This is a genomic window from Novosphingobium ginsenosidimutans (genome assembly GCF_007954425.1).
Classification (GTDB): Bacteria; Pseudomonadota; Alphaproteobacteria; order Sphingomonadales; family Sphingomonadaceae; genus Novosphingobium; species Novosphingobium ginsenosidimutans.
The window spans coordinates 2019770-2042191 of sequence record NZ_CP042345.1 but is presented as its reverse complement, the minus strand read 5'-3'; the positions used below and the strand labels follow the sequence as shown (position 1 = coordinate 2042191).

Sequence of the window (22422 nt, the reverse complement as noted above, 5' to 3'; positions counted from 1 at the left end):
GCCTTATGAAGGATAATCTCAGAGAGCGGTGGCCGCGGCAAGCATTGGCGGCGCCACCTGGCGCAATCGACAGGTGCCGGGCTAAACCAGCGCCGCCTTGGTCAGAGCCTGTTGCAGCGCCCCGGCGTCGGGCGCAGCTTTGGCAACCCACTCCTGCGCCTCGTCAATGTCGCCAGCAAGCGCACGCGAAAGCTGGTCGCGCCGCTCAAGCCGCGCGGCGTTGTCGAATGCCACTTCAGGACGCTTGGAATAGGTCGAGAACAGCGGTCCAGCGACCAGCGCGGCCACAGCCGCCGCCGGTGCACTCACGCCCAGCAGCTTGGCTGCGGCCGTCAGGCTAGCGGCTGGATCACCGAAGAACCGTTCGGCATCAAGCGTTCGCGCATTCGGCATCTGCTCCGCCGCAAAAGCAAAGCGGCGCATCTGCCCCAGCCACAGCGCGGCTGCAGCCTGTGCATCGCTTATGCTTCCGGCTAGACCAAGTTCGCCGGCAAATTGGCTGACAATATTGCGCAACCACAGTCGATGCTGATCGCTGCGCAGGATTGCGAGCAGATAGTCCGGCAAGTCCAGCATCAGCAGGATCACGGGTGCTGCCGCATCACGTGCGACGATGTTCGGCAGGATGAAGTTCACCGGGACATTGGCTTTGATCAGCGTGGGCCCGCCACCCGGGTAACGCCGCGCCAGCGATGCGAGCACGATCGATAGTTTGCTCTCGTCACGGGTAAAGCTCAACTGTCGCAGCGCCAGCGGCTCACGCAGCACCAGGTTGCGTCCCGCTGCCAGTTCATCAAGGGCCCGCGCCAACAGGGTCGACCCGCAGTGTGCTACGTGGAAAATCCAGCCGAGCTGCGGCGGATTGGCTGCAGCGGGCCCAAAGGCCGCAAAGGGTACCCGGAACCCACCCTCGCCAGCTGGAGAGATCCGGCGGTCCAGAAAGATTGAGCGCTGGTAGGCCGCCTGATCCATCGGCACGATGATCGCCTCATCGCCTTCGATCGAGTGGAGATAGAAGTCCGGCGAAGCACGCAATTGATCGATGGAAGGCGACATGGCGCGGGCTATAGCGCGGCCCTGCCGCTTGCGCTATCGCCGCCATGCAATGGCCAGAATTCTCCCGCCCGCGCCCGGCCGCCCACTGACAATCATCGAACCCACAGGCGAGACCAGTCTGTTGGAGGTCGATGAGGAAGCGATCATTGCGCACTACAAAGCGCACGGCGCGCTGCTGTTTAGCGGGTTCGGCGCAACGCTCGATCAGTTCCATGGCCTGGCGCGCAGGATGTGCAGCACCTCGGTCGTGAACGAGAGCCCGGGGCGCGAACTGCTCGATCCCGGCAAGGCAATCTACGCGGTTGATGGCGGCACCAACGCCTTTTCGCTGCACCCCGAACTGTCGCGCGAACCGTGGAAGCCGGATCTTGCCATGTTCGGCTGTCTTTCCGCGCCAACCGAAGGTGGCCGGACAACGCTGTGTGACGGCGTTGCCCTGGTAAAGGCCCTGCCCGAAGAGATCCGGCGCGGTCTGGAAGGACGGCGGCTGGTCTATCCGATGTCCACCTGGCCCACCCTGCTCGAATACTGGCTGGGGACGGCCGAGCCGAATGACGACCAGCTGCGCAATCCCCCAGAAGGCTGCCCCTATCAGTTCATGCGGCTGCACGATGGCCGGATCGCCCGCCTGTTTTCGCGGCCCGCGCTGCACAAGCCGATGTTTGCCGATGAGCTTGCTTTCGGCAATTTCCTGCTGTTCGCCCGTTTCAACAACAAGCGCCAGGGCTTTCCGCTGTTCGATGATTTCACGCCGGTGCCTGACGAATGGCTGGAGACGATCCGGCAGATCGGCGACACTCTGACCCTCGCCGTGAAGTGGCGGCAAGGTGATGTACTGATGCTGGACAACACCCGCTTCATGCACGGCCGCACCGCGATCCTCGACAATGCTGAGCGCCAGATCGCCACCTATTTCGGCTACCTGAAGTTCGCCCTGCCCAATCCCGAAGAGCCGGTCGACCCGATCTGGCGCCGGACCGACTTTGATCCGCCGCGCCCGCCGGAACACCTGGTCCGGCAGGCGCGCGAGCGGCTATGATCCCAAGAATGCCTTCAATCGCTGGTGAAAGTGCCGGATCTTGGTCTCACCATAGTTGGCAAAGACGATTTCCTGCGACTTGATCGACTTCATGCCTTTCTGGACGTGCGGCAGGTTGACCACGTCCTGGTTGAAGACCTTGGCCAACATGCCAAGCTCGGGCGCGTCGCAATAGTCATCGTCGAAGTCGAGCCAGTGGACCTTCGCCGGGGCCGGGCGCGGCTCACCCTTGGCGACGGGCAGCATGAACATGATCTCGTGGATGCACTCCTCCGGGTTGTCGCCGTGCGGGCGGAACCGGTAGAATATCGGGTTGAAGCAACCCCACGGGCTGATGTTGGGAAACAGGTTGTAATAGATCGTGTCGACGAATTCGGCATCGCTGACCTGATCAACCTCGTCACCCAGTACTTCGCGCCATTTCTCGCGCGCGGCCTGGGCCATGGCCTTGCGGCGTTCGGGGATCGGGCCGCTGGTGGTGGGATCGGGTTCTTCCTCCCAGCCATCGGGTAGCCGCCCGCCGACCCAGTCGCATAGCTGGATATCGGCATGGTCCAACTCGCCTTCGAGGTGATGGGCCTGGTGATCGAAAATCCCGCTCCGGCCATCGCGGGCGGTCACCCGTACCCGGTCCTCGCTTAGCCGTTCATAGACATTGCCCGATAGCGCGTGGCGGACGCGGGCATAGGTTTTGGCACCTTGCAGTGGCTCGGCCACCAGCGCGGGATTGACGTGCGGACTCAGCAGGCCGTTGGGCGAGATCGCCCGCGACATGTTGCCAAACACGTCATACTTCGAATTGGCATCGCCCATCGTGTCAAGCAGCGTCGGATGGGTCGCCACCACGTGATAGGCCTCCATGAAGGCTTCCTGCGCCACCTTCCAGTTGCAGCGCAGCTTCTTGGCGACATGAACAGCCTTGTAGCGTCGCTCGAACGGGATCGGCTCGAAATGGCGATCGATATCGCCGAGGAATTGCTCGAAGGGTTCGGCCTTGTCATCCGGGTTGATGAACACGAAGCCGCCCCAGCGGCCAACCCGCACCGGCGGCAGACTGTGGGTCTTTTCGCTGACTGAGGGAAAGTCCCACTGGCACGGCACTTCCTTTAACGTGCCGTCGATCTTCCAGCCCCAGCCGTGGAATGGGCAACGGAATTCCTTGAGATGCCGCGCGTCCTCGGTCAACAGTTGTCGGCCGCGGTGGAGGCAGGCATTCGGAAAGGCCTTGATCTCATCCGGCCCGGTGCGGACGACGATGTAGGAGAGGTTGGCGATGTCATAGACGTGGCTATCGCCAACGTTTGGGATGTCATCCTCGTGGCAGGCCATTTGCCAGACGCGCTTCCACAGCCGCTCAACCTCCAGGTCGAAGAAGTCGCGTGAGTAATAGATGCTGGGGTTCACGATCGTCGGCCCCGGCGGCATCGGACAATCCTCGCGCAGCTTGGGCGGCACGGCATGGGTGTCCATGTCTAGCAGCTCGTCATAGCTGATCCCTTTGGACCGGTTGGTCCCTGTCAAGGTTTCGACCATATGCGTCCTCCTCCCGCAGCGACGGCCAAGCCGTGCCCAAGGACAAGCTAAGCAGCACACAGCCGGTGGCCTTGACCTGCGTCAATTGCCGTCCTCTCAAATTGGCTAGCGGGCGGCAGCATTTTGGTGAGGTGCGAGTTGCTCGACAGGGCACTAACCCTGAAGTCATTATGATAGATCTTGCCGACCTTTTCGCCGAAGCAGGCATCCGCCGCGCGCTTTATCGCTATTGCCGCGGGGTCGATCGTGGCGATGCCGATATGATCGCCAGTGCTTATCATGAGGATGCCGACGAGAACCACGGCGCCTTTCACGGCACTGGCCGCGAATTTGCTGAACATCTAGTACCGTTGATGGACAAGGCTCCGGAAAGCAGCGGCCATCACATCACTAACGCACTGATCGAACGGCAGGGCGAAGAGGCCAATGTCGAAAGCTACTTCATCGCCTTTCACGCGCAGGACTATGGCGGGCGAGCTTTCGTGACTGGCCGCTATCTGGATCGGTTCGAATGTCGGAACGGCGAATGGAAGATCGCTCGGCGCCAGGTGGTGATCGATTCCGATAGCCCTGCCACGCACAGCATGGATCTTTCTGCCTATCCGCGCGGCGGGCGGCGCGAGGCCGATCTTTCGCACCTCTGGTTCCGGTGACACACGAGAAGGATTGACGATGCGATTGCAAGGCAAGAGGGCGCTAATCACCGGGGGCTCATCCGGCCTGGGCAATGCCATGGTCCGGCGCTTTGTGGCAGAGGGTGCGACTGTGATCATCGCTGATATCGACGATACGGGCGGGCATGCCCTGGCCGCCGAACTGGGTCAACAGGCCAGCTTCGTGCACCTAGACGTTGCGCAGGAAGCGGAATGGCAGCGCGCCCTTGGCAATGCCGCCAGCATCGACGTGCTGATCAACAATGCCGGGATCACCACCTATGGCTCGATTGAGGACGTGACTCTCGAGCAGTTCCGGCACGAGCTCGATATTGATGTGATCGGCGTGTTCCTGGGCTGCAAATATGCAGTCGCCAACATGAAGGCGCATGGGCGCGGCGGATCGATCATAAACATGTCCTCGCTCGCTGGGCTGCGCGCCAACGGGAGCCTGGCGGCGTACAACGCGGCCAAGGCGGCGGTAACCCTGCTGACCAAGTCAGTTGCCATGCATTGCGCCACTAGCGGCTATGACATCCGCTGCAATTCAATCCACCCGGGCGTGATCCATACCCCGATCCTCGACAAGGTGCTGGCCCAGGTGCCCAACCCGGATGAGGTCTATGCCGGCTGGGTCGGGACTCATCCGATCGGTCGGATCGGCAAGCCGGAAGAGATCGCGGCCATGGCGGTCTACCTCGCGTCAGACGAGGCCGGGTTCACTACGGGCGCCGAGTTCAAGGTCGACGGGGGCAGCTCAATATGAACCCGATATCCTTCGCCGCCGGTATCGTCCCCGGCGCGGGCCCGGTCGAGACGATCCGCGCGGCGGCAGAAGGTGGCTTCGACATGACCGGGCTGTGGATCGAGCCAGAGCAATGGACCAACGCCCTACTGCGCGAAGCTAGGGCGGCGCTAGCCGATACCGGGCTGCCGCTACTCGATGTCGAGGTCATCTGGATCAAGCCGGGCGACGACCTGTCGGCCCACAAGGCCTGTATCGACATTGGCGCTGAACTGGGTGCCTGCAATGTGCTCTGTGTCTCCTCCGATCCGGACATGAGCGCCACCGCCGCCCGGCTTGCCGCGTTGTGCGAACATGCCGAGGGCCCCGGAATGCACGTCGCGCTGGAGTTCGGGATCTTTACCGAAGTCAAGAACCTGACGATAGCGTTGGACGTGCTTAGTACAGTCGCCCATCCCCTGAGCGCGCTGTTGATCGATCCGATCCATGTCGACCGATCCGGGAGCGCTATTGATGCCATCGCTCAGGTGCCCCGTGAACTGCTGCCTTATGCTCAGTTCTGCGATGCACTGTCAGAACGCCCCGACCCAGCTGATTTCAACGCGATCATCACCGATGCCATCGACCTACGAGAGCAATGCGGTGAAGGTGGACTGCCGCTCGGCGCGCTCTATCACGCACTTCCGGCTGGCATTCCGCTGAGCATTGAACTGCGTTCCAAAGCGCTGCGCGATACGTATCCAGCCCTGGGTGAGCGCGCCAAAGCAGTGGCAACGGCAACGCGCGGCTGGTTGCAGGCCCGTTAGCCAGCCTCGCCCAGCAATTCCGCCCGAAGCTCCGACTTCAGGATCTTGTTCGCCCCGCTCAGCGGCATCGGCTTGTTACGCAGGTCAACACTGCGCGGGCACTTGTAGTGTGCGATCAGGCTCCGGCAGTGGGCAATCAGCTCTTCTTCACTAGCGCTCATCCCTTCGCGCAGGTTGACCACGGCATGGACCGCCTCACCCCAATGCGGGTCAGGCTTACCGATTACCGCGCACTGCGCAACCGCTGGGTGCGAAGCCAGCGCGTTTTCAACTTCTTGCGACCAGACGTTCTCACCGCCTGTGATAATCATGTCCTTTAGCCGGTCGACAACGTACAAATAACCGGCCTCGTCGAGAAAGCCGATATCGCCGGTGTGCATCCAGCCGCTGCGCAGAGCGTCTGCGGTCAGGTCCGGCCGGTTCCAGTAACCCTGCATCACCATCGGCCCCCGAGCGACCACTTCGCCATGCGTTCCGCAGGGTACCGGACGATCCTCTGCATCAACCACCGCGACTTCGGCTAGCATCGCCGGGCGCCCGGCAGAGCGGAGCCGGCCGCTGTCCGCCGCCTCAGGCAAGTGATCCCGCCAGCCCAAGATCGTCACCACCGGCGATAGCTCGGTCATGCCATATGACTGGAGCATGAGGACACCCGGGAGTGCCGCCATGAATTCGCGCAGCAGCGGCTCGGGCATGGCCGCTGAACCATAAGAAACATAGCGCAGGCTAGAAAGATCGGAGGTCTGCATGATCGGCTCATCCAGCATCATCCGGAACATGGTCGGCACAAAGGTGGCATGGGTCACCCTGGTCCGGGCAATCTCAGCGATTACCTCGGCGGCTACGAAGCGCGGCAGGAATACGTGCGTTCCAGCAACATGCGTTGTCGAAAACAACCGCGCCGCCGAGGCGACATGGAACAGCGGACCGTGGTGCAGGTGCACTGTGTTCTCGTCCATCGCCAGTTCGGGGACGACGTTGGCGGTGTTGGCGCAAAAGTTGGCGTGGCTCAGCATTACGCCTTTGGCCGCGCTGGTCGTGCCGCTGGTATAGAGCAGGCAAGCTAGGTCATCACCGGTGCGACAAGCATCGTGCACTGGTTCATGCCGGCCAATCAGTTCCTCAAAGGCAGCGAACCCGTCGGGCGCTAGGCCTTCGGCGCTATGCACCAGCGCCCGCGTCTGCCCTTCTGGGCCTTTACCAAGCGCATCAGCCAGGTGGACGAAGTCTGAGCCGAGGACCACGGCGCTGGGCGAGCAATCGTTTGTCTGCGCCACGATCTCACTCAGACCCAGCCGGTGATTGAGCGGCACGATCACTGCGCCGGCCCACATCGCCGCATAGAAGCATTCGAGTGAGCGGTGGCTGTTGAAGGCTAGCAGCACGATCCGGTCACCCGGCTGCACGCCCAGTTCGATGAAGGCCGCTGCTAAATGCGCCACCCGGTCAGCGAACTGCCGCCAGCTAAAGCGCGCCGCGGCGTCGATCACTGCGACCTGATTAGGCCTGATTGCCACTGCCCGGCGAATGGCCTGGGTCAGACTGAAACCCTGCATTACTATCCTGTCAGCCAAATCCTCTGCCTGGCAGCCGGAGGCGATTATTGCGCAATTGTCCAGACCGGACCGCAACACTAGTGTCGCGGGCTTTCAAAGCGGTCAATTGGGGGCAGCGAAAAACGGCGATCGCGGCCCGGATATTCGTTCAGGGTTCGCGTCGACTAAGGCAAAGTCTGAGTTCCTTTAGAACAGTTAGAGCCAATGGCTGGGTAACTTATAGCCGCTGCGATTATTGCAACGCTGGTTTGCTCTCGGCTGAAGGTCAAATCCGGTGCTGATCACGTGTGGCCTTCCACGGCGATCATGCGGATGTCGTTGACATTGGTGCGGGTCGGCCCGGTTCTGACGAGGCCGCCCAGTGCAGCGAACAGGTCATAGGTGCGGTTGCTTGCCAGGGCCTGCTCAGCTGCTGTGTGGTCTGCCCAGCCGGCGGTCAGGTAGCCCCCGGCATTGTCTTCGGTCCCGTCAATCCCGTCGCTGTCGCCGGCAAGAGCCTCGATTGGATCGGTTCGATCAAGGCCCGACAGCACTCCGGCGAGGTATTCCAGGTTCGGGCCGCCGCGACCGTCCTGACGGGCGCGCAGCACGGTGAGTTCTCCGCCCGACAGCAGTAGGTGCCGACCCGGGAGCATAGCATGGTCCCGGGCGATGTCGGCGTGCGCCCGGCCCATTGCGCCGGCTGGGCCGGTCAAGGAACCTCCGAGATCCACCACGTTCCAGCCATCTTCCTTGGCCCGTCTGCTGATCGCTGCCAAGGCATCGGCATTGGTTGCCAAGGTGTGGACCGGGTGAGTTGGAACTGCCGGTGGCCGGTTGGCCCGGATCGTTGCTGCCAGGTCGCTGCTGACATCCCAGCCTGCCTGCCGGAGGATGGCGATGGCCGCTTCCGGTTCAAAAGCGGCACCGATACTTGGACCAGAGGCGACCAAGGCAGGATCATCCCCGGCGACATCGGAGACGACACAGGTCAGCAGCTCTGCCCCGCGCGCGCCAGCAACGGCGGCCAGCCGCCCACCTTTGATGCGTGAGAGATGCCGGCGGACTAGATTGATCTGCTCGATCCCGACGCCGGAGCGGACGAGCCATTCGCCGATCGCCTGCTTCTGCTCGAAATCGATGCCGTGGGCCGGCGCGCAAAGCAGCGAGGAGCCGCCACCTGAGATAAGGAAGATGACCCTGTCATCTGGGCCGACTTCAGCCGCAAGGTCGAGCAAGCGTGTACCAGCCCGCAGACTGAGTTCGTCGGGCACGGGATGGCGAGCCTCAATGATCTCGATGGCGGGAGGGGGCGTTGCGACATTATGGCCGTGGCGGGTCACGACGCAGCCAGTGACGGGACCCGCCAAGCATTCGCTCGCAACCAGCGCCATCTCGGCGGCCGCCTTGCCGCAACCCAGCACCAGAGTGCGCCCGCACGGCGCACCGGTCGGCAGGACAGCGGGCAGGGTCAGCCGTGGGCTGGCGGCGGCGACGCCGTGAAGGAAGTAGTCGGTCAATAGTTGGCGATTGCTCATGATCGCATAATCCCTGCGTTTGAGGGGCGACGCAACCTGCGCCACGGCACAGCCAGCGGGATTGGCTGGACACCTCGTCCGCTGCACGCCCTCCGTTACGTTGGAGAGTTGACCGCCAGGCGGCAGGTGACCTTGCGCGTGAGGCTCAGGCTGCTTGTTCTCTCAGTTAATTGCTTCAGAATCTCCCGCATCCGTCGTTCTTAAGGTTAAGAGATCGAGGATGCGCTGATGGCTAGATATGATTTCGTGGTTCTGGGCAGCGGCCCGGCGGGGCGGCGCGCCGCGATCCAAGCGGCGAAGCTTGGTCAATCGGTTCTCGTTATTGATGATCGCAGCAAGGTCGGTGGCGTTTCGGTTCACACCGGAACCATTCCATCGAAGACCCTGCGCGAGACAGCGCTCAATCTCTCCGGCTGGCGCGAGCGGGGTTTTTATGGGCGCAGCTTTCGGGCCAAGGAGAACATTGGGTCAGACGATCTCGCCGTGCGCATGGCAAAGACTTTTGATCACGAAGTTGCCGTGCTCGAGCATCAGTTTGCGCGCAACGGCGTCGCGGTCTGCGTGGGTCGCGGCCGCTTCGAAAGTCCAAACTCGCTTGTTGTCGAACGCGAAATGGCCGGAAATGTGGTCGAAGAGCGGATCGAAGCGGACAAGATTCTCATCGCCGTGGGCACCGCGCCACATCGCCCTGCGCACATTCCGTTCAACGGCAAGAACGTCATCGACAGTGATGACTTCATCCTCAATCCCCGGCTTCCGCGCAGCCTGGTCGTAGTCGGCGGCGGCGTGATCGGAGTAGAATACGCAACGATTTTCAGCGTTCTCGATATTCCGGTCACCTTGATTGACCCGCGTCCCAGCCTGCTCGAATTTCTCGATCGCGAGGTGGTCGATCATCTCGTTCACCTGATGCGCGACCGTGGTATCGGGCTGCGCCTAAACGGCGACGTCGAGAATATCCGGTTTGCCGCCAACGGTGACCCAGTCTGCGTTCTAACCGATGGACGCATGGTTTCTGGAGAGCTTGTGCTGTTCACAGTTGGACGGGTCGGCGCAACCGAGCATCTCAACCTGGCCGCCGCCGGCCTTACCGCCGATGCGCGTGGCCGGCTTGAGGTCAATCGCAAGACGTTCCAGACGGTGCAGCCGCATATCTACGCAGCCGGCGATGTTATCGGCTTTCCAAGTCTTGCATCGACCTCCCTTGAGCAGGGACGGGCCGCGGCTTGCCATGCATTTGGCAGGCCCACCTCGATAGAAGACCAGAGCCCTCCTTATGGGGTCTATTCCGTTCCCGAAATGTCATGTGTCGGCCTGTCTGAAGAGGAAGCCAGAAAGCAGGGGCTTAGCTACGAATGCGGTGTCGCTCGTTTCCGCGAGACCTCACGTGGTCACATCATGGGAATGGACTACGGCATCCTCAAAATGATCTGCGACCGCTCGACGCGCAAACTGCTTGGGGTTCACATTGTTGGGGAAGGCGCCAGCGAGCTCATCCACATCGGCCAAGCCGTTCTGAATCTTGGCGGAACACTCGACTACTTCATCGAGAACAGCTTCAACTACCCGACTTTAGCCGAAGGCTACAAAATCGCCGCGCTGGATATCTGGAACCGTCTGCAGGCTCAATCGGGAGAGGTCATTTCATTGCAGGTAGGGTCAGTCGCAGCCTCAGCTTAGATTCTTCCGCCGCTTGCATGACGTTCGCCCTCAGCTTCATTTGCACTACGCTGGAAATGGCCATGCGCACATGCCTGGGACTGAACCCCAACCGAAGAACAAATCGCTGGACTAGGTCTAGCATGTAAGCATTGGTGTTCTTCGACAGGCAGTTCCAGTCCGCAATCACCCTGACCGATCGAAGCGGCAGGGCCTTGGTCAGTGGGAGCAGCGACGGTTGCGGCTCTCTAATCAAGGAGACCCAATATGCCTCGCAAGATGGCACGCGAACCGCAGGTGAACGCAGCAACACCAAAATCGCAAAAACCAGCTGCCACCAAAGTTGAGACACCAGCCCAAGTTGGCAGCAAGATCGACCAAGTTCTGATCCTGCTCCGCCGTGAAAGCGGCGCGACGCTTACGGAACTCACCGACGCGACCGGTTGGTTGCCGCACTCAGCCCGCGCTGTCCTGACCGGCCTACGCAAGAAGGGCCACGAGATCGAACGGTTCAAACGAGACGGTGCCAGCTGGTACCACCTGCTGAGCACGAAGTCGTGAAGACTGCTAGATTCGAGGAAATGGTAGCTGCGCTGGCGGAGCAATCGCCAGCGCAGCTGCGCGCGCAATGGCTGAACCTTAAGGGTGCCCCTGTGCCGCGAGTAAGCCCTGCCCTGCTCCGCCTGGCGCTAGCCTGGGAAATCCAGGCCAAGTCACTTGGTGGCCTTTCGCGCAAGACCAGCCAGACGCTCCAACAGGTGGCGAATGACAAAAGCGAAACACGGGCGGCTTCCCCCGGGATGCGGTTGGTCCGCGAGTGGAATGGAACGGTTCACGTCGTCATGGTCAACGAGACCGGGACGATCAGCTGGAATGGCCGGCAGTGGAACTCGCTGAGCGAGGTGGCCCGGGCGATCACCGGTACCAGGTGGTCCGGCCCGGCCTTCTTCGGCCTCAAGCAGAAGCGTGCGGCATGACGGTCGTTCGCTGCGCGATCTACACCCGTAAGTCGAGCGAGGAGGGTCTGGAACAGGACTTCAACTCGCTCGACGCGCAGCGCGAAGCTTGCGCAGCCTATGTCCTGAGCCAGGCCTCAGAAGGCTGGAAGCAGGTGGGCGAGACATACGACGACGGCGGGCTGTCTGGCGGGACCCTCCAGCGCCCTGCCCTCCAACGGCTGCTTGACGACGTGAAGCTCGGCAAGGTCGACATCATCGTCGTCTACAAGGTCGATCGGCTGACCCGCTCGCTGCTCGACTTTGCGAAACTGGTCGAGGCCTTTGACGCAGCCGGGGTCAGCTTCGTGTCCGTCACCCAGTCGTTCAACACGACCACCAGCATGGGCCGGCTGACGCTAAACATGCTGCTCTCGTTCGCCCAGTTCGAGCGCGAGGTCACCGCCGAGCGCATCCGCGACAAGATTGCAGCCTCCAAGGCCAGGGGCATGTGGATGGGCGGTCTGCCGCCGCTGGGCTATCGGCCGGATGGTCGCAGCCTGGCGATCGTCGAAGAGCACGCAGAGCTCGTGCGCAGCATCTACCGGCGCTACCTTGAGTTGGGCACGGTCAGGCTTCTGGCCGATGCCCTGGCACATGAAGGCGTCATGGCGCCCGCTCGCCAGACCGAGAAGGGCTTCGCCTATGGCGGCCGTGGGTTCAGCCGAGGCCAGCTCTATCACCTGCTCAAGAATCCCATTTATGCCGGCAAGATCTCCCACAAAGGCAAGGTCTGGGACGGAAACCATCCAGCGATCATAGACCAGGTAACCTGGGACAAGGTGCAGGCACAGCTTGCCGACCACACCCAAGGCGCAAGGATCGTACGGAAGCGCAGCGGGAGTTTGCTCGCAGGCAAGCTGTTCGATGCCGGCGGTACTTTCCTTACACCTTCCCATACGACCCGGGGCACCCGGCGTTATCGGTACTATGTCAGTCAAGCTGGGCAGGACAGGGAGGCCAGCTTCGCCACGCAGATCCGGCGGATCCCCGCGTCCGAAATCGAGCCAGTGGTCATCACTGCGCTTGCCACTGCGCTTACCCAGCCGCTTGAGCTGCTTCAGAAGGCGCAAATACCTCTCAGTCTTGATGCTCTGCCATCCTTGGGCTCGAAGTGCGCCGCGATCAGTGCTCGGCTCTTGTCAGACCAAGCCGTCATCCGTCAGCTCTTGAACCGGGTGGTGGTCCATCGCGATCGCATTGAGCTCTACATCGCTGCTGCGGGCTTGGCAGACCTGCTAAGCATGCCCCGGCCGCATGACCCTGCTCACACTGTCTGCCGAACGGTCCGGGTCCGACTGCGGCAAGACAGGAAGGTCGGCCGACTGGTCGAAGAAACTGGAGCAGCTGCTATCTCCAAGCCCGATCCCCGGTTGATCCGCTATCTGCTCAAAGCGCGATCGTGGTGGCAAGAGCTTGCCAAGGGCGAGCTCGACATAACTACCCTCGCCAAACGTGAGGGCGTCACGGCCTCCTACATGACGCGAGTTGTCCGACTGCAGTTTCTTTCGCCCAAAGTCACTGAAGCGATCCTGGCAGGCAAGATCCGCGAAGAGGCAGGGCCAAGGGCCCTAATTAGGACGGATGCGATTGCGCCTTTGTGGGGCGATCAGGAACGGCAGTATCTGCCCCGCTGATGTCGGCTTTGTGGGACGATCCGGAACGGCTCCTCTCAGCTGCGCCTATTAGGATAGCGGACATTCCGGGCAGCGAACCGGCGCGTCGGCTGGCCAGCTTTGGGATGAGCAGTGCCATTAGGAATTGAGCCAAACGAACGTGTAGTGCGTGCATCCGCTGGAATGGAACAAGCAGCGGATCGCCAGATCCTGCCCTAACAATCCTTTCGCATGGCCTGCCGCTGGGAGACCAGGCGACAGGCCATGCGCTAGTCCATCAAATTAGTGCGTGTTGGTCTAGACCGCGTGACATCAGAATCGGTAGTTTGCGACCACGCGGAATGCGTGGTGATCGAACCGGTCGCTAGCGCGTTTGAAGTCGACGCCGCCGGCCAGCACGAAGGGATTGGTTGCGCCTGCCATGCCCTGGGAGACCCGCACTAGCGCATCGCTATCGCTGTATCGGCTGTAGAGATATTCGGCTCCGATCGAGAAGTTCTTGCCGATGCGGTGCTCCAGTCCCGTGCCGGCCTGCCAGCCCCACACGTTGTCGTCCCCCAGCACAGCGAAGGCGTTAACAGTGTTGCTTGTCACGAACGTGTGATCAAGCTTGGCATAGGCGGCACCGCCGGTCACGTATGCCAACGTTTTCGAACCGACCGTGGTGCCCAGACGCAGCCGGAGCGCAGCATCGAGATCAACCTCGCGGGTCATCGTATAAAAGGCCGGGGTGGTGCTGAACGCAGCGACACTGTCACGCAGGTTCGACTTGCCGATCTCGCCAATCAGGCCGACCACCAGCCCGCCCATCTGACGGTCGTAACCGAGCCGGAAGTGGTACGAGCCGCCGTTGGAATCCTTGCGGCAATCGGCATTCTGCGGCGAGGTTGCGGCTCCGCTGCAGAAGCCGGGCGAGAAGGCGTTGGCGCCGGTCGCAGTTGTAACAGTCTCGCCGAAGCTGCCGTTGGAGCCGCGGTCGAAGGTGATGGTCTCGTCGCGGCCCTGCAGGGTGGCATAGCCTGCAGATGCACCCGCATAGAATCCATCGAAGGTATCCTGCGCCAGGGCAGGGGCAGGCAGGGCTAGGGTGCATGCCAGCGGCACGAGTAGTTTACGCATGTAAGCCTCCATTCAACTATCAAGTCAGAATTCGGTCGCTGCAGCCGGGCTCACCGACCCGGCTGCGGTTCACGGCAGCAGGACCGTATCGATGACGTGGATCACGCCATTCGATTGCATCACGTTGGCGATGGTAATCTTTGCATAGTTGCCCTTGGCGTCCTGGACCTGCCAGCCCATGCCCTTCTTCCAGAAGGTCAGCTTGCCGCCGCTCACCGTGACAAAAGTGGCCTTGCCGCCGCCGCGCTTCGCTGCAGCCGCGACGTCCTGGGCGGTTATGCGTCCGGGGACGACATGATAGGTCAGGATTGCCGTCAACGTTGCCTTATTTTCGGGCTTTAACAGACTCTCGACCGTGCCTGCCGGCAACTTGGCGAAAGCGGCATTGGTTGGCGCGAAGACCGTGAAGGGACCTGGGCTCGAAAGTGTTTCGACCAAACCCGCAGCCTTGACTGCGGCGACCAGCGTAGTGTGGTCCTTGGAATTAACGGCATTTTCAACGACCGTGCGGGTCGGATACATCGCGGCACCGCCAACCATCGGATTGGGCTTTGCATAGGCATTGTTGCCAAGCATAGTGGCCGCGGCCAACGCCATTGCAAGGCGCGCATAATTCTTCGACATATCTGAAGCTCCCAGCAGCGCATCCGGGGCGGATGCACAGGAAGCTACGGAGCAAGCGGCAGCGTGGATGCAGCCGCTGGCTAGATTGTCGAAATTTTCCCTACCGCGATCGGCGTGCTGGTTGGTGCCTTGTGCGGCGCGGTCTCAGCCCGTTCGAGCGAAACTGCGAGCACTGCCCCATCGGTCAGATAGGCCCGCAAGGCCAGTGGCACGTCGATCTTGGTAGTGCCGGTGGTTCCGATCAGCCCAAGCGAGCGCGGCACGCCGTCGGCCGGGATCAGCCAAAGTTCGGGCGAGAGCTTGCTGTCCGGAAGATCGACCGGGCGGATCTGCAACTGGCCTGCTTGAGGCGTGTAGCTGGCAGCCAGGATGGCACCGGCTTCGCCGTTCAATTGCGCTATCGCAGACTGTGATGGCGGCAAGACGAGGGTGCGCACAGTGGGTGTGTCGGGAAGCAAAAGGACGACCGCAAGCGCAGCCGCAACTGCTCCGCTGGCCCAGGCCGAGCGCTGCCAGAAACGCAGCTTGTCGACCGTTTCCGCGTCATCAGCAACGCTAATTCGCGCATCGATCGCGGACCAGACTCCGGACGGAGGCAGCTCATCGGCTCCAGTTTCGTGCAGGACGCCCAGCTGTAAGCGCCAATCTTCGACCGCTGCGGCAAAGGCCGGATCTGCGAGGCGAATCCGCAGGGCCTCAGCGCGCTCGTCGCCTTCGAGCACACCCAGTGCCAGCTCTGCGGCCAATGCATCTTGTTCGGGGGTGAGACCGCTACGCATCGCCCAGGCACTCCCGCAGATGCAGCAACCCGCGCCGGACCAAGCTTTTCATGGTGCCAAGCGGCACGGACAGGCGGGCGGCCAGTTCGCTGTGCGTGAAGCCCTCAAGGAAGGCTGCCCGGATGGCCCCGCCCTGTTGGGGGCCAAGCTGATCAAGGCAACGCTCCAGCCGTTTCCGGGTTTGCGCGGCTTCAAGTGTTTCGAACGCGCCAAGCTCTTCGTTCGTTTCTGCCGATTGCCAGTCGGTGAGCTCTGGTGCACCAGCTGCTCCGAACGGGGCATTGGCGCGAACCCAGTCGATCGAAGCATTGCGGGCAATTGCGCTGAGCCAGGTGATCGGACTAGCGCGCTCGGCATCAAAGCGTCCCGCGCGGTTCCAGATCTTGAGGTAGACGTCCTGAAGCACGTCCTCTGCGCCTTCCCGATCGCGGCAAATTCTCAGACAAATTCCAAAGAGCTTGCCGGCGGTGAGATCATAGACCTCCCGCAGTGCGGCACGATTTCCCCCGGCTGTGCGGGACAGCGCCGCCACGAGCCTGGCGCGGTTGGCCGCATGCGGATCAGGATCAAGCACGACAATGACTTAGAGGACTGCGGCACCGGCCACAAGCATTGTGATCCGGAAATTCGGTATCTGCAGGACGGAGATGGCACTGCTCACCGCCATGATCAGCGCGCCGTTTCCAGATAGCCGATGATCGCTGTGCGCATCGCCGGGTCAGGTACCGTCACGATCATCTTTGTGCCCGGCACCAGCTTGCGCGGGCCTTGCAACCACTTGTCGAGTGTTGCCCGGCTCCAGACAATGCCGGCGGCCTTGAGGGCGGGCGAATAGGGATAGTCAGGCACCGTTCCGCTCTTGCGGCCCATCACGCCGCGGTGCTTGGGCCCGGTGCGGTTCTGATCGAGGTCGTGACAAGAACCGCACCGTGCCTTGTAGGCTTTCGCGGCGTCGACTGCAGGGGCCCCGGGAGGTGAAGAAGCCCCTGCAGGCTTCGCCAGTGCAAGCCCGACCAGCGCGATGGGGAGTAATAGCCGGGCTAGCACGGGATCACTTTCCGATGATATCGCGGTGCATCGGCGCCAGCGCCGCCAGCAGGCGGTTCTGGGCGCGGAACGGGATTTTCCTGGCATTGAGGGTCTTTTGCAATTCCTCCACCAAGGCATAGAAGCTGCCTTCGTTCACGTTCATACCCATGTGGGATTCAGCCATTGTCCGGCCGCTATAGGTGCATGGGCCCTTCATGATCACGCAGAACTGCTCGACCAAGTGACCCTTGAGCTTCGCTTGGTCGGCGCCTTCAAAAAACGGCCGCGTGCGCGGATTGGCCAGCCAGCGGACCATCACGTCGTCCATGATCTGGACTAGCCCACCGCGTTCCCCGAAGGTCTTGTAGAGGTTCTCGTCGTCAGTAATGATCGGCAGGGTCGGGGCTTTGGGTTTGGTCGACGGATCCGAAACGGAGGGCTCCGCTTGGGCCGCAACGGCGGTTTGCGGCGTGACAATGGCTGCCAGCAGCAGGGCAAGGGCAAGTTGACGCATAGTTGTAATCCCGGGTTTTGGGTCAGTACCCAATTTGAAGCGAAACATAGGCGGCGTTCTGGCGGCGCAGTGCGATTTGGCCGAGCCGGGCATAGGCCACGGTGATCGAGACATTCCGGCTCGGAGCGTAGGCTGCGAACAGGTCCCAGGCATCCTCCTCACGGAATGTTGTTCCGCCCAGGGCGCCTTCCAGCCGGTTCGACTTTGTCCGGTATTCGCCGCCAACTGCGATTTTTCGGCTGAGCAGGAGGGCCGCAGATCCCTCGAACTGGGCCTTGTAGCCCTGATCCTGTCCACCCAGGCCGCCAAAGCCTAGAATGCCGTACTGGTTGGCTCGGGTCAGCCGGACAGTTCCGTTAAGCAGCAGGCTCTGCGACAAGATGACCTTGGTCGCCGCAGCATAGAAATCGACGTTCTTGCGCTTGAGGCCAAGCACCGTCCCAACCACCAGCGCGTTGTCGTTGATCTTGTACTGCGCGCCGACCGAAACCTGCGGGAGGATCGTATCCTGATCGAGCACGGCATTACCGAACAGGCGGACCTTCGCACCGATGATGGTCTGGCTTATGGTGTAGCGATTACCCAGCCCCAGTGCATTGCCAACTTCGCGCAGGTTGAAATTCTGCCGTGCGATCGACAGCTCAACCCGGTTGTAGAGGTTCAACGCCCCACCATAGGATGCAAGGGTGAAGTCCTGGCTATCCACGCCAGTGGCAAAGGCCTGGAATCCGATCTCGTCGCGCGTTCCATAACCACCAATCAGTGCCCAGGGCACCAGACCGCCGCCGCCTGCACCTTCGATCGTCGAGACCCCGCCGGTGAGTAGCAGACGCCCGCCACCATCAATGAATGAACGTTCTGCAGCGGTCCTATCCGTAGCGCTGATTCCAACACTTTCGGGCTGAGCTGCGTTAGCCGCTTCGGCCCCATCGGCATTGACGCTATCCTCTGCCAATGCCCCGACGGGCGAAATCGCCGCCAGTGCCACTATGAGGCGAAAGCCGAACCGGTAGCCGTCCCTTCGTCGCATGATTTATACTCCCTGTCTGCGTGTTTGCAGGGGAGATACGCAGACAGTCGCTCACCGGATGCACAGACAGGAAAAAATACGGCGTCGGGCCAACGAAAAAGCGCCCGGTGCTCGCCTACTGTTCCAAAGAAAGGCCCCTGCTGTCAGGGAAGGAGACGGCAGGGACAGGCTGCGGGCAGACTGGGAGGCTACGGCGCTTGGTGCAGAAGATTTACCTAACTGAGCGAATTGCGGGCCACATCCTCCTGATCAAGCCCGTACGTGCCCTCTGAACAAATGACAGCTTTTGGCGAGGTGAGGTGGATCACTGAATGTCCGCTCTGTTGGCGCAAGCGGCCTGCGACTTGGGAGATTAGCAGCACTACCGTGCGCGACGGATCGGAGCGCCGGGCGGGCGCCGATCGCCTTTCGGGCGCTTGCTGCCACTCGGCCGCGTCCGCAGCGATGCAGCAAAACGTGCCTGCAGGTAATCCAGTGCTTGGCTTGTGCTGTCTACTTGATCGTCTTTGACCGAGTTGGGGAACGAAAGAAGCTCCTCAAGGAAGGGTCCAAGCCATGGTGCTGCCTGCGGAACGAATACCAGCCCGGTCTCGAACATCACTGCGCGCGCCTCCATTCGCGCCAGCTTCTCATAGCGCGGCTTGATCGCGATCGGCCGGCAGGCCCCCGAAGTGCGCCGGAGGTCCTGGACGATGGCGCGGCCGATGCCGTCATCTTCGATAATCGTGACGTCGGCCCGATGACGGCGATGCGTTGCTTCGATCTCGCGGCGCAGGTCCGGGGTCTCCAGGCGGTCGCGAATGACCTCGAGCAAATAGAACTTGGCTTGGTGCACTCCCCAGACTGTGCCGACAGACCAGTCGGCATTCTCGGCCAGGGTCGAGGCGGTATCCCAGCTGACCAGGGTAAATTCGAGTGGATCGGGGACTTGCTCATAGTATTGGAGCCAGCGGCGCTTGACCACGCCGCCCTCAGACGGAACCGGGTGCTGCTGGTACTGCGCTTCGAACGCGAGCATCCCCATGTTGCGGCGCTTCAGATCAAGCTCGGCCTGACCAATATGGAACTCCTGCAGCAGGTCACCAGGCTCGCGCACCATGGTCTCGCCATTGCCGAGGTCCCAAACCTCGTGCTCCGTGGCGATTGCCGGCATGATCACTTCGTCCCAGGGTTCCAGTGCAAGCAGGTGCCCAGCAAGATCGCCAGGATGAAGCCGCTGCATGCAGCAGATGATCGCGCCCTTCTTGGGTTCGTTGAGGCGTGTCGAAATGACCTGATCATACACTGCGGTGACCTTGTCGCGGCTTACCTTGGAGTGAATCTCCTGGCCTTTGTTGGGATCGTCGAGGATGATGATGTCGGCCCCGCGCGAAAGGATGCTGCCCTGGATCGAGGTCGCTAGCCGGTTCCCGCCTTTAGTCGTGTACCAATCCATCAGCTTGTTGGGCCGCTCCGGCCGGCACTCCGGGAACGCCTCCTGATTCCACTTGCTGCGCATGATCTTGTTGAACAGCTTGGCCTGGGTCTTGGCGACCTCGTTGCTGTAGGTGACGCAGATGATCCGCTTGGTCGGGTCGTGCCCGAGGACCCAGGCACAAAAGGCGACGCTGACGATGTGGGTCTTCAAGGAGCGCGGCGGCAGATTGATCATCAGCCGCCGGCATTCCCCGCGCTGCACTCGCTCCAGTCTCGTTGCCAGAACCAGAATGTGCCAGTTCTCGACATAGGTTGCGGCCGGATCGATGGTCTCGATGCATTTCGCCACAAAGCTCAGGAAGTGCAACCGCAGCAGTGCGGCATACATCTGACGCATGTGCCTCATTGCGGTGCCTCACCATCGACTTCGTCAGCGCCTGTATCGGTCTCCTCTTCGCGGGGGGAAGCGGGCTTTGACTGCTGTTTGAGGATCTGCGCCAGGGCCCGCGCGACGATCGTGATATCGGTCTCGCTGAAGTCAAATTCCTCCTTGGGCGCGGATGGCGCCAGGAACCCCTTGAGCCGGCGAGGATCCCTGTCATCCATCGCCCCCTTGATCGAAGCTTTCGCCAATGCCTTGCCCTTGGGGACGACTTGCTCGACGCCATTCTCGATGATCCGCATCGGTTCGTTGAGCTCTTCCGCAAGAAAGTCCTGGAAGGCGCGCGGAGCCTGCTCAGCCTTGGGCTTGCGTGGGGGACGAGGCTGTCCCTTCTTGAACCGGGTTGCGACGGGCGGCTTGGCATAGCCCACTTCGTAATCCGCACTGCCGCGCTTGGGACGCTTGCGCTCAGTCATCGCCATCCTCCTCATGCGCGAGGTCGGCTTCGGCATCCAAGTGACCGTTGCCGAGCGCGTCATTACCGCGCGCGGACCCGTGACCAAGACGTTCGGCCGCAACCTCAGCGAAGCTCTGGCCAGTGGCTGCAAGCACCGCCTCGAGCCCGAAGCGCTTCGCCGCGCGGTGAATGGTCACGTCGACGTAGCCGGGATCGATCTCGATCAAGCGGGCACGCCGCCCCGTCCAGTGCGCCGCCAGTACAGTGACGCCGCTCCCGCCCCAGGGGTCGAGCACGATCCCGCCGCGGCGCGAACAATCCCGCATCAGGTCGGCGAACAGGCTCACGGGCTTCACCGTAACGTGATCCGCCAGATCCTCGTCGCGGGTAGGCCCGAAGCTGTTGCAGCCGGCCTGGACAATGACGTTCGAACGCCACCGGGCGCCCTCCTCGATCCCGAACGTGCAAATGTGCGGCGCTGTGCCCGATTTGAACACAGCGATCATCTCGTGCTGACTACGATAGAACCCCCGGGAGGCGTTCGTTTTCATCCAGATCAGGATGTTCTTGAGCTCGTCGTACTCAGCCCTCCCGGCGGCGAGCAGCTCGCAGGCGAAGTGCCAGCTGATGAACGCGTAGTGGATCGACCCGTCGATGCTGTAGTCCGCCATCAACCGGAAGGCCTGGCGCTGGAAGGCAATGAACTCCTCACACGACTGTTCGCCGCTGGCAAAGGCGAACTCCTTCGCGTCCTTGCGGCTGCTGACATTGCCCTTGATCGCAACATTGTAGGGGCCATCCCCAACCACCATCTGGGCAAGTTCTTCACCCATCAGCGCCGCATAGGTCTCCCGCTCGAGCGAGTTGCCACAGATGACCTTGTGAACGCCGTCGATCACCCAAATGTCGCCAGGGCGGGTAACGGGCGAACCCTTAGGCTCGAGATCTTCGTCCTCGACGCCGTCCACGCCCCCGCCGTCGGCAGCGACCTGGGGAACACGCAGGGTGACATCGTCAACTTCCTTCGACGAAAACCCGGTGACTTCGAGGTCCACATTGATCTTCAGGTCGATCGAAGTATCGGTCAGTTCGATAAATTCGAGCCGGAGCTCTTCCGCGACGAACTCGCCCATCTGCAGCTTGTTGTCGGCAATCCGATAAAGCCGGATCTGTTCGGGCGAGAGGTTCTCGAGCCGGATTAAGGGGATCGTCTTGAACTTGAGTTCCTTTGCAGCGCGCCAGATCGCCACGCCGGCGATGATGGTATTGTCCCGATCGACAAGGACCGGGCGGACCATGCCGAACTCGGTGAGCGAAGCCTTCAGACCGTGGAGGTGGCGCTTGCTGTATCGACGCAACTTTCGGGTGGGCTCGCGCAGCTGACCAATGGCAAGATATTCGACCGAGAGCACGGGACGGTGCTCGGATCCTTCGAGAACTTTGTGAACGACCGGCGTCGATGACGAAGTCAAAGCAGCGCCGCGAGTGCGGCGCCGGATGGCGATTTTGTTGGAGTGCATGATGCAGCCTCGTTCCTGGCCCTAAGACGGCAGGCAGGGGAAACGGCACGCTCATCGGGAACGATGAAAGTGCGGGTCCGTGCTGCTGCGCTCACAAAGGAACGATAGGTCTGCTGCTCAGGGCGCCGGGCCTTGAACGGCGCAATACAGCGATAGCATCTTGCCTAGAGGATATGCAATATGTTATTGATTAAAATTATAAAACTTGACGAAGGCTTGGCGACCCGGCTTCCATCCTGGACCAAAGCACTGTCACGAAACCGGTAAAAATTCCCGTCAAGTGGCCGCGGGAAATTGCCGTAAAGACGTGTCGGGCCAAATGGTTGTGTCGACCCCGGGGGCCTTTCACCGCTCATTAGAGGCACATTTCCCGTTAA

Annotated in this window: 22 protein-coding genes; 8 read left to right on the top strand and 14 right to left on the bottom strand. The window is 61.6% G+C overall.

Annotated elements, in window-relative coordinates; genetic code table 11:
* Window positions 1-81: 81 nt before the first annotated feature.
* Complete coding sequence (locus FRF71_RS10170; protein WP_147090547.1) at window positions 82-1056, bottom strand: hypothetical protein; 975 nt, start codon at window positions 1054-1056, stop codon at window positions 82-84.
* A gap of 49 nt (window positions 1057-1105) precedes the next feature.
* On the opposite strand from FRF71_RS10170, the gene FRF71_RS10165 reads away from it, so the two are divergent.
* Window positions 1106-2095, top strand: coding sequence for a TauD/TfdA family dioxygenase (locus FRF71_RS10165; RefSeq protein WP_161597942.1), 990 nt, complete (start codon window positions 1106-1108; stop codon window positions 2093-2095).
* On the opposite strand, the gene FRF71_RS10160 is transcribed toward FRF71_RS10165, so the two are convergent.
* Window positions 2090-3628: an aromatic ring-hydroxylating oxygenase subunit alpha gene (locus tag FRF71_RS10160; RefSeq protein ID WP_147090545.1), complete on the bottom strand. Its 1539-nt coding sequence runs from the start codon at window positions 3626-3628 to the stop codon at window positions 2090-2092. The genes FRF71_RS10165 and FRF71_RS10160 overlap by 6 nt on opposite strands.
* Window positions 3629-3798: 170 nt before the next feature.
* Between FRF71_RS10160 and FRF71_RS10155 the strand changes: the two genes are divergently transcribed.
* The 3 genes from FRF71_RS10155 to FRF71_RS10145 are packed head-to-tail and all read left to right on the top strand — an operon-like array spanning window position 3799 to window position 5832.
* A complete protein-coding gene (locus FRF71_RS10155) occupies window positions 3799-4281 on the top strand; it encodes a nuclear transport factor 2 family protein (RefSeq protein ID WP_147090544.1) in 483 nt (160 codons plus the stop codon).
* 19 nt (window positions 4282-4300) lie between these two features.
* Window positions 4301-5047 carry a glucose 1-dehydrogenase gene (locus FRF71_RS10150; protein ID WP_147090543.1) on the top strand — a complete coding sequence of 249 codons (747 nt, stop codon included), beginning with the start codon at window positions 4301-4303 and terminating at the stop codon, window positions 5045-5047.
* On the top strand, window positions 5044-5832 hold the full coding sequence (locus FRF71_RS10145; RefSeq protein ID WP_147090542.1) for a sugar phosphate isomerase/epimerase family protein: 789 nt from the start codon (window positions 5044-5046) through the stop codon (window positions 5830-5832). The genes FRF71_RS10150 and FRF71_RS10145 overlap by 4 nt, the downstream gene beginning before the upstream one ends.
* Here FRF71_RS10145 and FRF71_RS10140 read toward each other — a convergent pair.
* Together FRF71_RS10140 and FRF71_RS10135 are read right to left on the bottom strand one after the other, a co-directional pair.
* Window positions 5829-7388 (bottom strand): class I adenylate-forming enzyme family protein, encoded by a 1560-nt coding sequence (locus FRF71_RS10140; protein WP_147090541.1) that lies wholly within the window; start codon window positions 7386-7388, stop codon window positions 5829-5831. The genes FRF71_RS10145 and FRF71_RS10140 overlap by 4 nt on opposite strands.
* Before the next feature lie 281 nt (window positions 7389-7669).
* Window positions 7670-8905, bottom strand: coding sequence for a glycerate kinase type-2 family protein (locus tag FRF71_RS10135; protein ID WP_147090540.1), 1236 nt, complete (start codon window positions 8903-8905; stop codon window positions 7670-7672).
* A 228-nt stretch (window positions 8906-9133) separates the two neighbouring features.
* Here FRF71_RS10135 and sthA point away from each other — a divergent pair, with 228 nt between their 5' ends.
* From sthA to FRF71_RS10115, 4 genes are all read left to right on the top strand, one after another.
* Window positions 9134-10585 (top strand): Si-specific NAD(P)(+) transhydrogenase, encoded by a 1452-nt coding sequence (gene sthA, locus FRF71_RS10130; RefSeq protein ID WP_147090539.1) that lies wholly within the window; start codon window positions 9134-9136, stop codon window positions 10583-10585.
* Window positions 10586-10831: 246 nt separating this feature from the next.
* Window positions 10832-11125, top strand: coding sequence for a DUF3489 domain-containing protein (locus FRF71_RS10125; RefSeq protein ID WP_147090538.1), 294 nt, complete (start codon window positions 10832-10834; stop codon window positions 11123-11125).
* Complete coding sequence (locus tag FRF71_RS10120) at window positions 11122-11541, top strand: DUF2924 domain-containing protein (protein WP_238339176.1); 420 nt, start codon at window positions 11122-11124, stop codon at window positions 11539-11541. Before FRF71_RS10125 ends, FRF71_RS10120 begins: the two co-directional genes overlap by 4 nt.
* Window positions 11538-13196, top strand: a complete 1659-nt coding sequence (locus tag FRF71_RS10115; protein WP_147090537.1) for a recombinase family protein — start codon at window positions 11538-11540, stop codon at window positions 13194-13196. The genes FRF71_RS10120 and FRF71_RS10115 overlap by 4 nt, the downstream gene beginning before the upstream one ends.
* A gap of 291 nt (window positions 13197-13487) precedes the next feature.
* Here FRF71_RS10115 and FRF71_RS10110 read toward each other — a convergent pair whose 3' ends face one another.
* From FRF71_RS10110 to FRF71_RS10065, 10 genes are all read right to left on the bottom strand, one after another.
* The gene (locus FRF71_RS10110; protein ID WP_147090536.1) at window positions 13488-14294 is read right to left on the bottom strand and encodes an outer membrane protein; all 807 of its coding nucleotides are present in this window, start codon (window positions 14292-14294) and stop codon (window positions 13488-13490) included.
* A gap of 69 nt (window positions 14295-14363) precedes the next feature.
* Window positions 14364-14891, bottom strand: coding sequence for a fasciclin domain-containing protein (locus FRF71_RS10105; protein WP_238339536.1), 528 nt, complete (start codon window positions 14889-14891; stop codon window positions 14364-14366).
* A gap of 107 nt (window positions 14892-14998) precedes the next feature.
* Window positions 14999-15697, bottom strand: coding sequence for an anti-sigma factor (locus FRF71_RS10100; protein WP_147090534.1), 699 nt, complete (start codon window positions 15695-15697; stop codon window positions 14999-15001).
* The gene (locus FRF71_RS10095; RefSeq protein ID WP_337678511.1) at window positions 15690-16229 is read right to left on the bottom strand and encodes a sigma-70 family RNA polymerase sigma factor; all 540 of its coding nucleotides are present in this window, start codon (window positions 16227-16229) and stop codon (window positions 15690-15692) included. Before FRF71_RS10095 ends, FRF71_RS10100 begins: the two co-directional genes overlap by 8 nt.
* Before the next feature lie 137 nt (window positions 16230-16366).
* Window positions 16367-16567 (bottom strand): c-type cytochrome, encoded by a 201-nt coding sequence (locus FRF71_RS15810; RefSeq protein ID WP_238339174.1) that lies wholly within the window; start codon window positions 16565-16567, stop codon window positions 16367-16369.
* 181 nt (window positions 16568-16748) lie between these two features.
* Entirely contained in the window at window positions 16749-17240 is a 492-nt protein-coding gene (locus FRF71_RS10085; protein WP_147090532.1) for a group I truncated hemoglobin, read from the bottom strand.
* A 22-nt stretch (window positions 17241-17262) separates the two neighbouring features.
* Complete coding sequence (locus tag FRF71_RS10080; RefSeq protein ID WP_147090531.1) at window positions 17263-18270, bottom strand: DUF3034 family protein; 1008 nt, start codon at window positions 18268-18270, stop codon at window positions 17263-17265.
* Window positions 18271-18631: 361 nt separating this feature from the next.
* Entirely contained in the window at window positions 18632-20083 is a 1452-nt protein-coding gene (terL, locus tag FRF71_RS10075; RefSeq protein WP_161597941.1) for a phage terminase large subunit, read from the bottom strand.
* 5 nt (window positions 20084-20088) lie between these two features.
* Window positions 20089-20544: a hypothetical protein gene (locus FRF71_RS10070; protein ID WP_147090529.1), complete on the bottom strand. Its 456-nt coding sequence runs from the start codon at window positions 20542-20544 to the stop codon at window positions 20089-20091.
* Window positions 20537-22045, bottom strand: coding sequence for a site-specific DNA-methyltransferase (locus FRF71_RS10065; RefSeq protein ID WP_147090528.1), 1509 nt, complete (start codon window positions 22043-22045; stop codon window positions 20537-20539). The genes FRF71_RS10070 and FRF71_RS10065 overlap by 8 nt, the downstream gene beginning before the upstream one ends.
* Window positions 22046-22422: the final 377 nt, after the last annotated feature.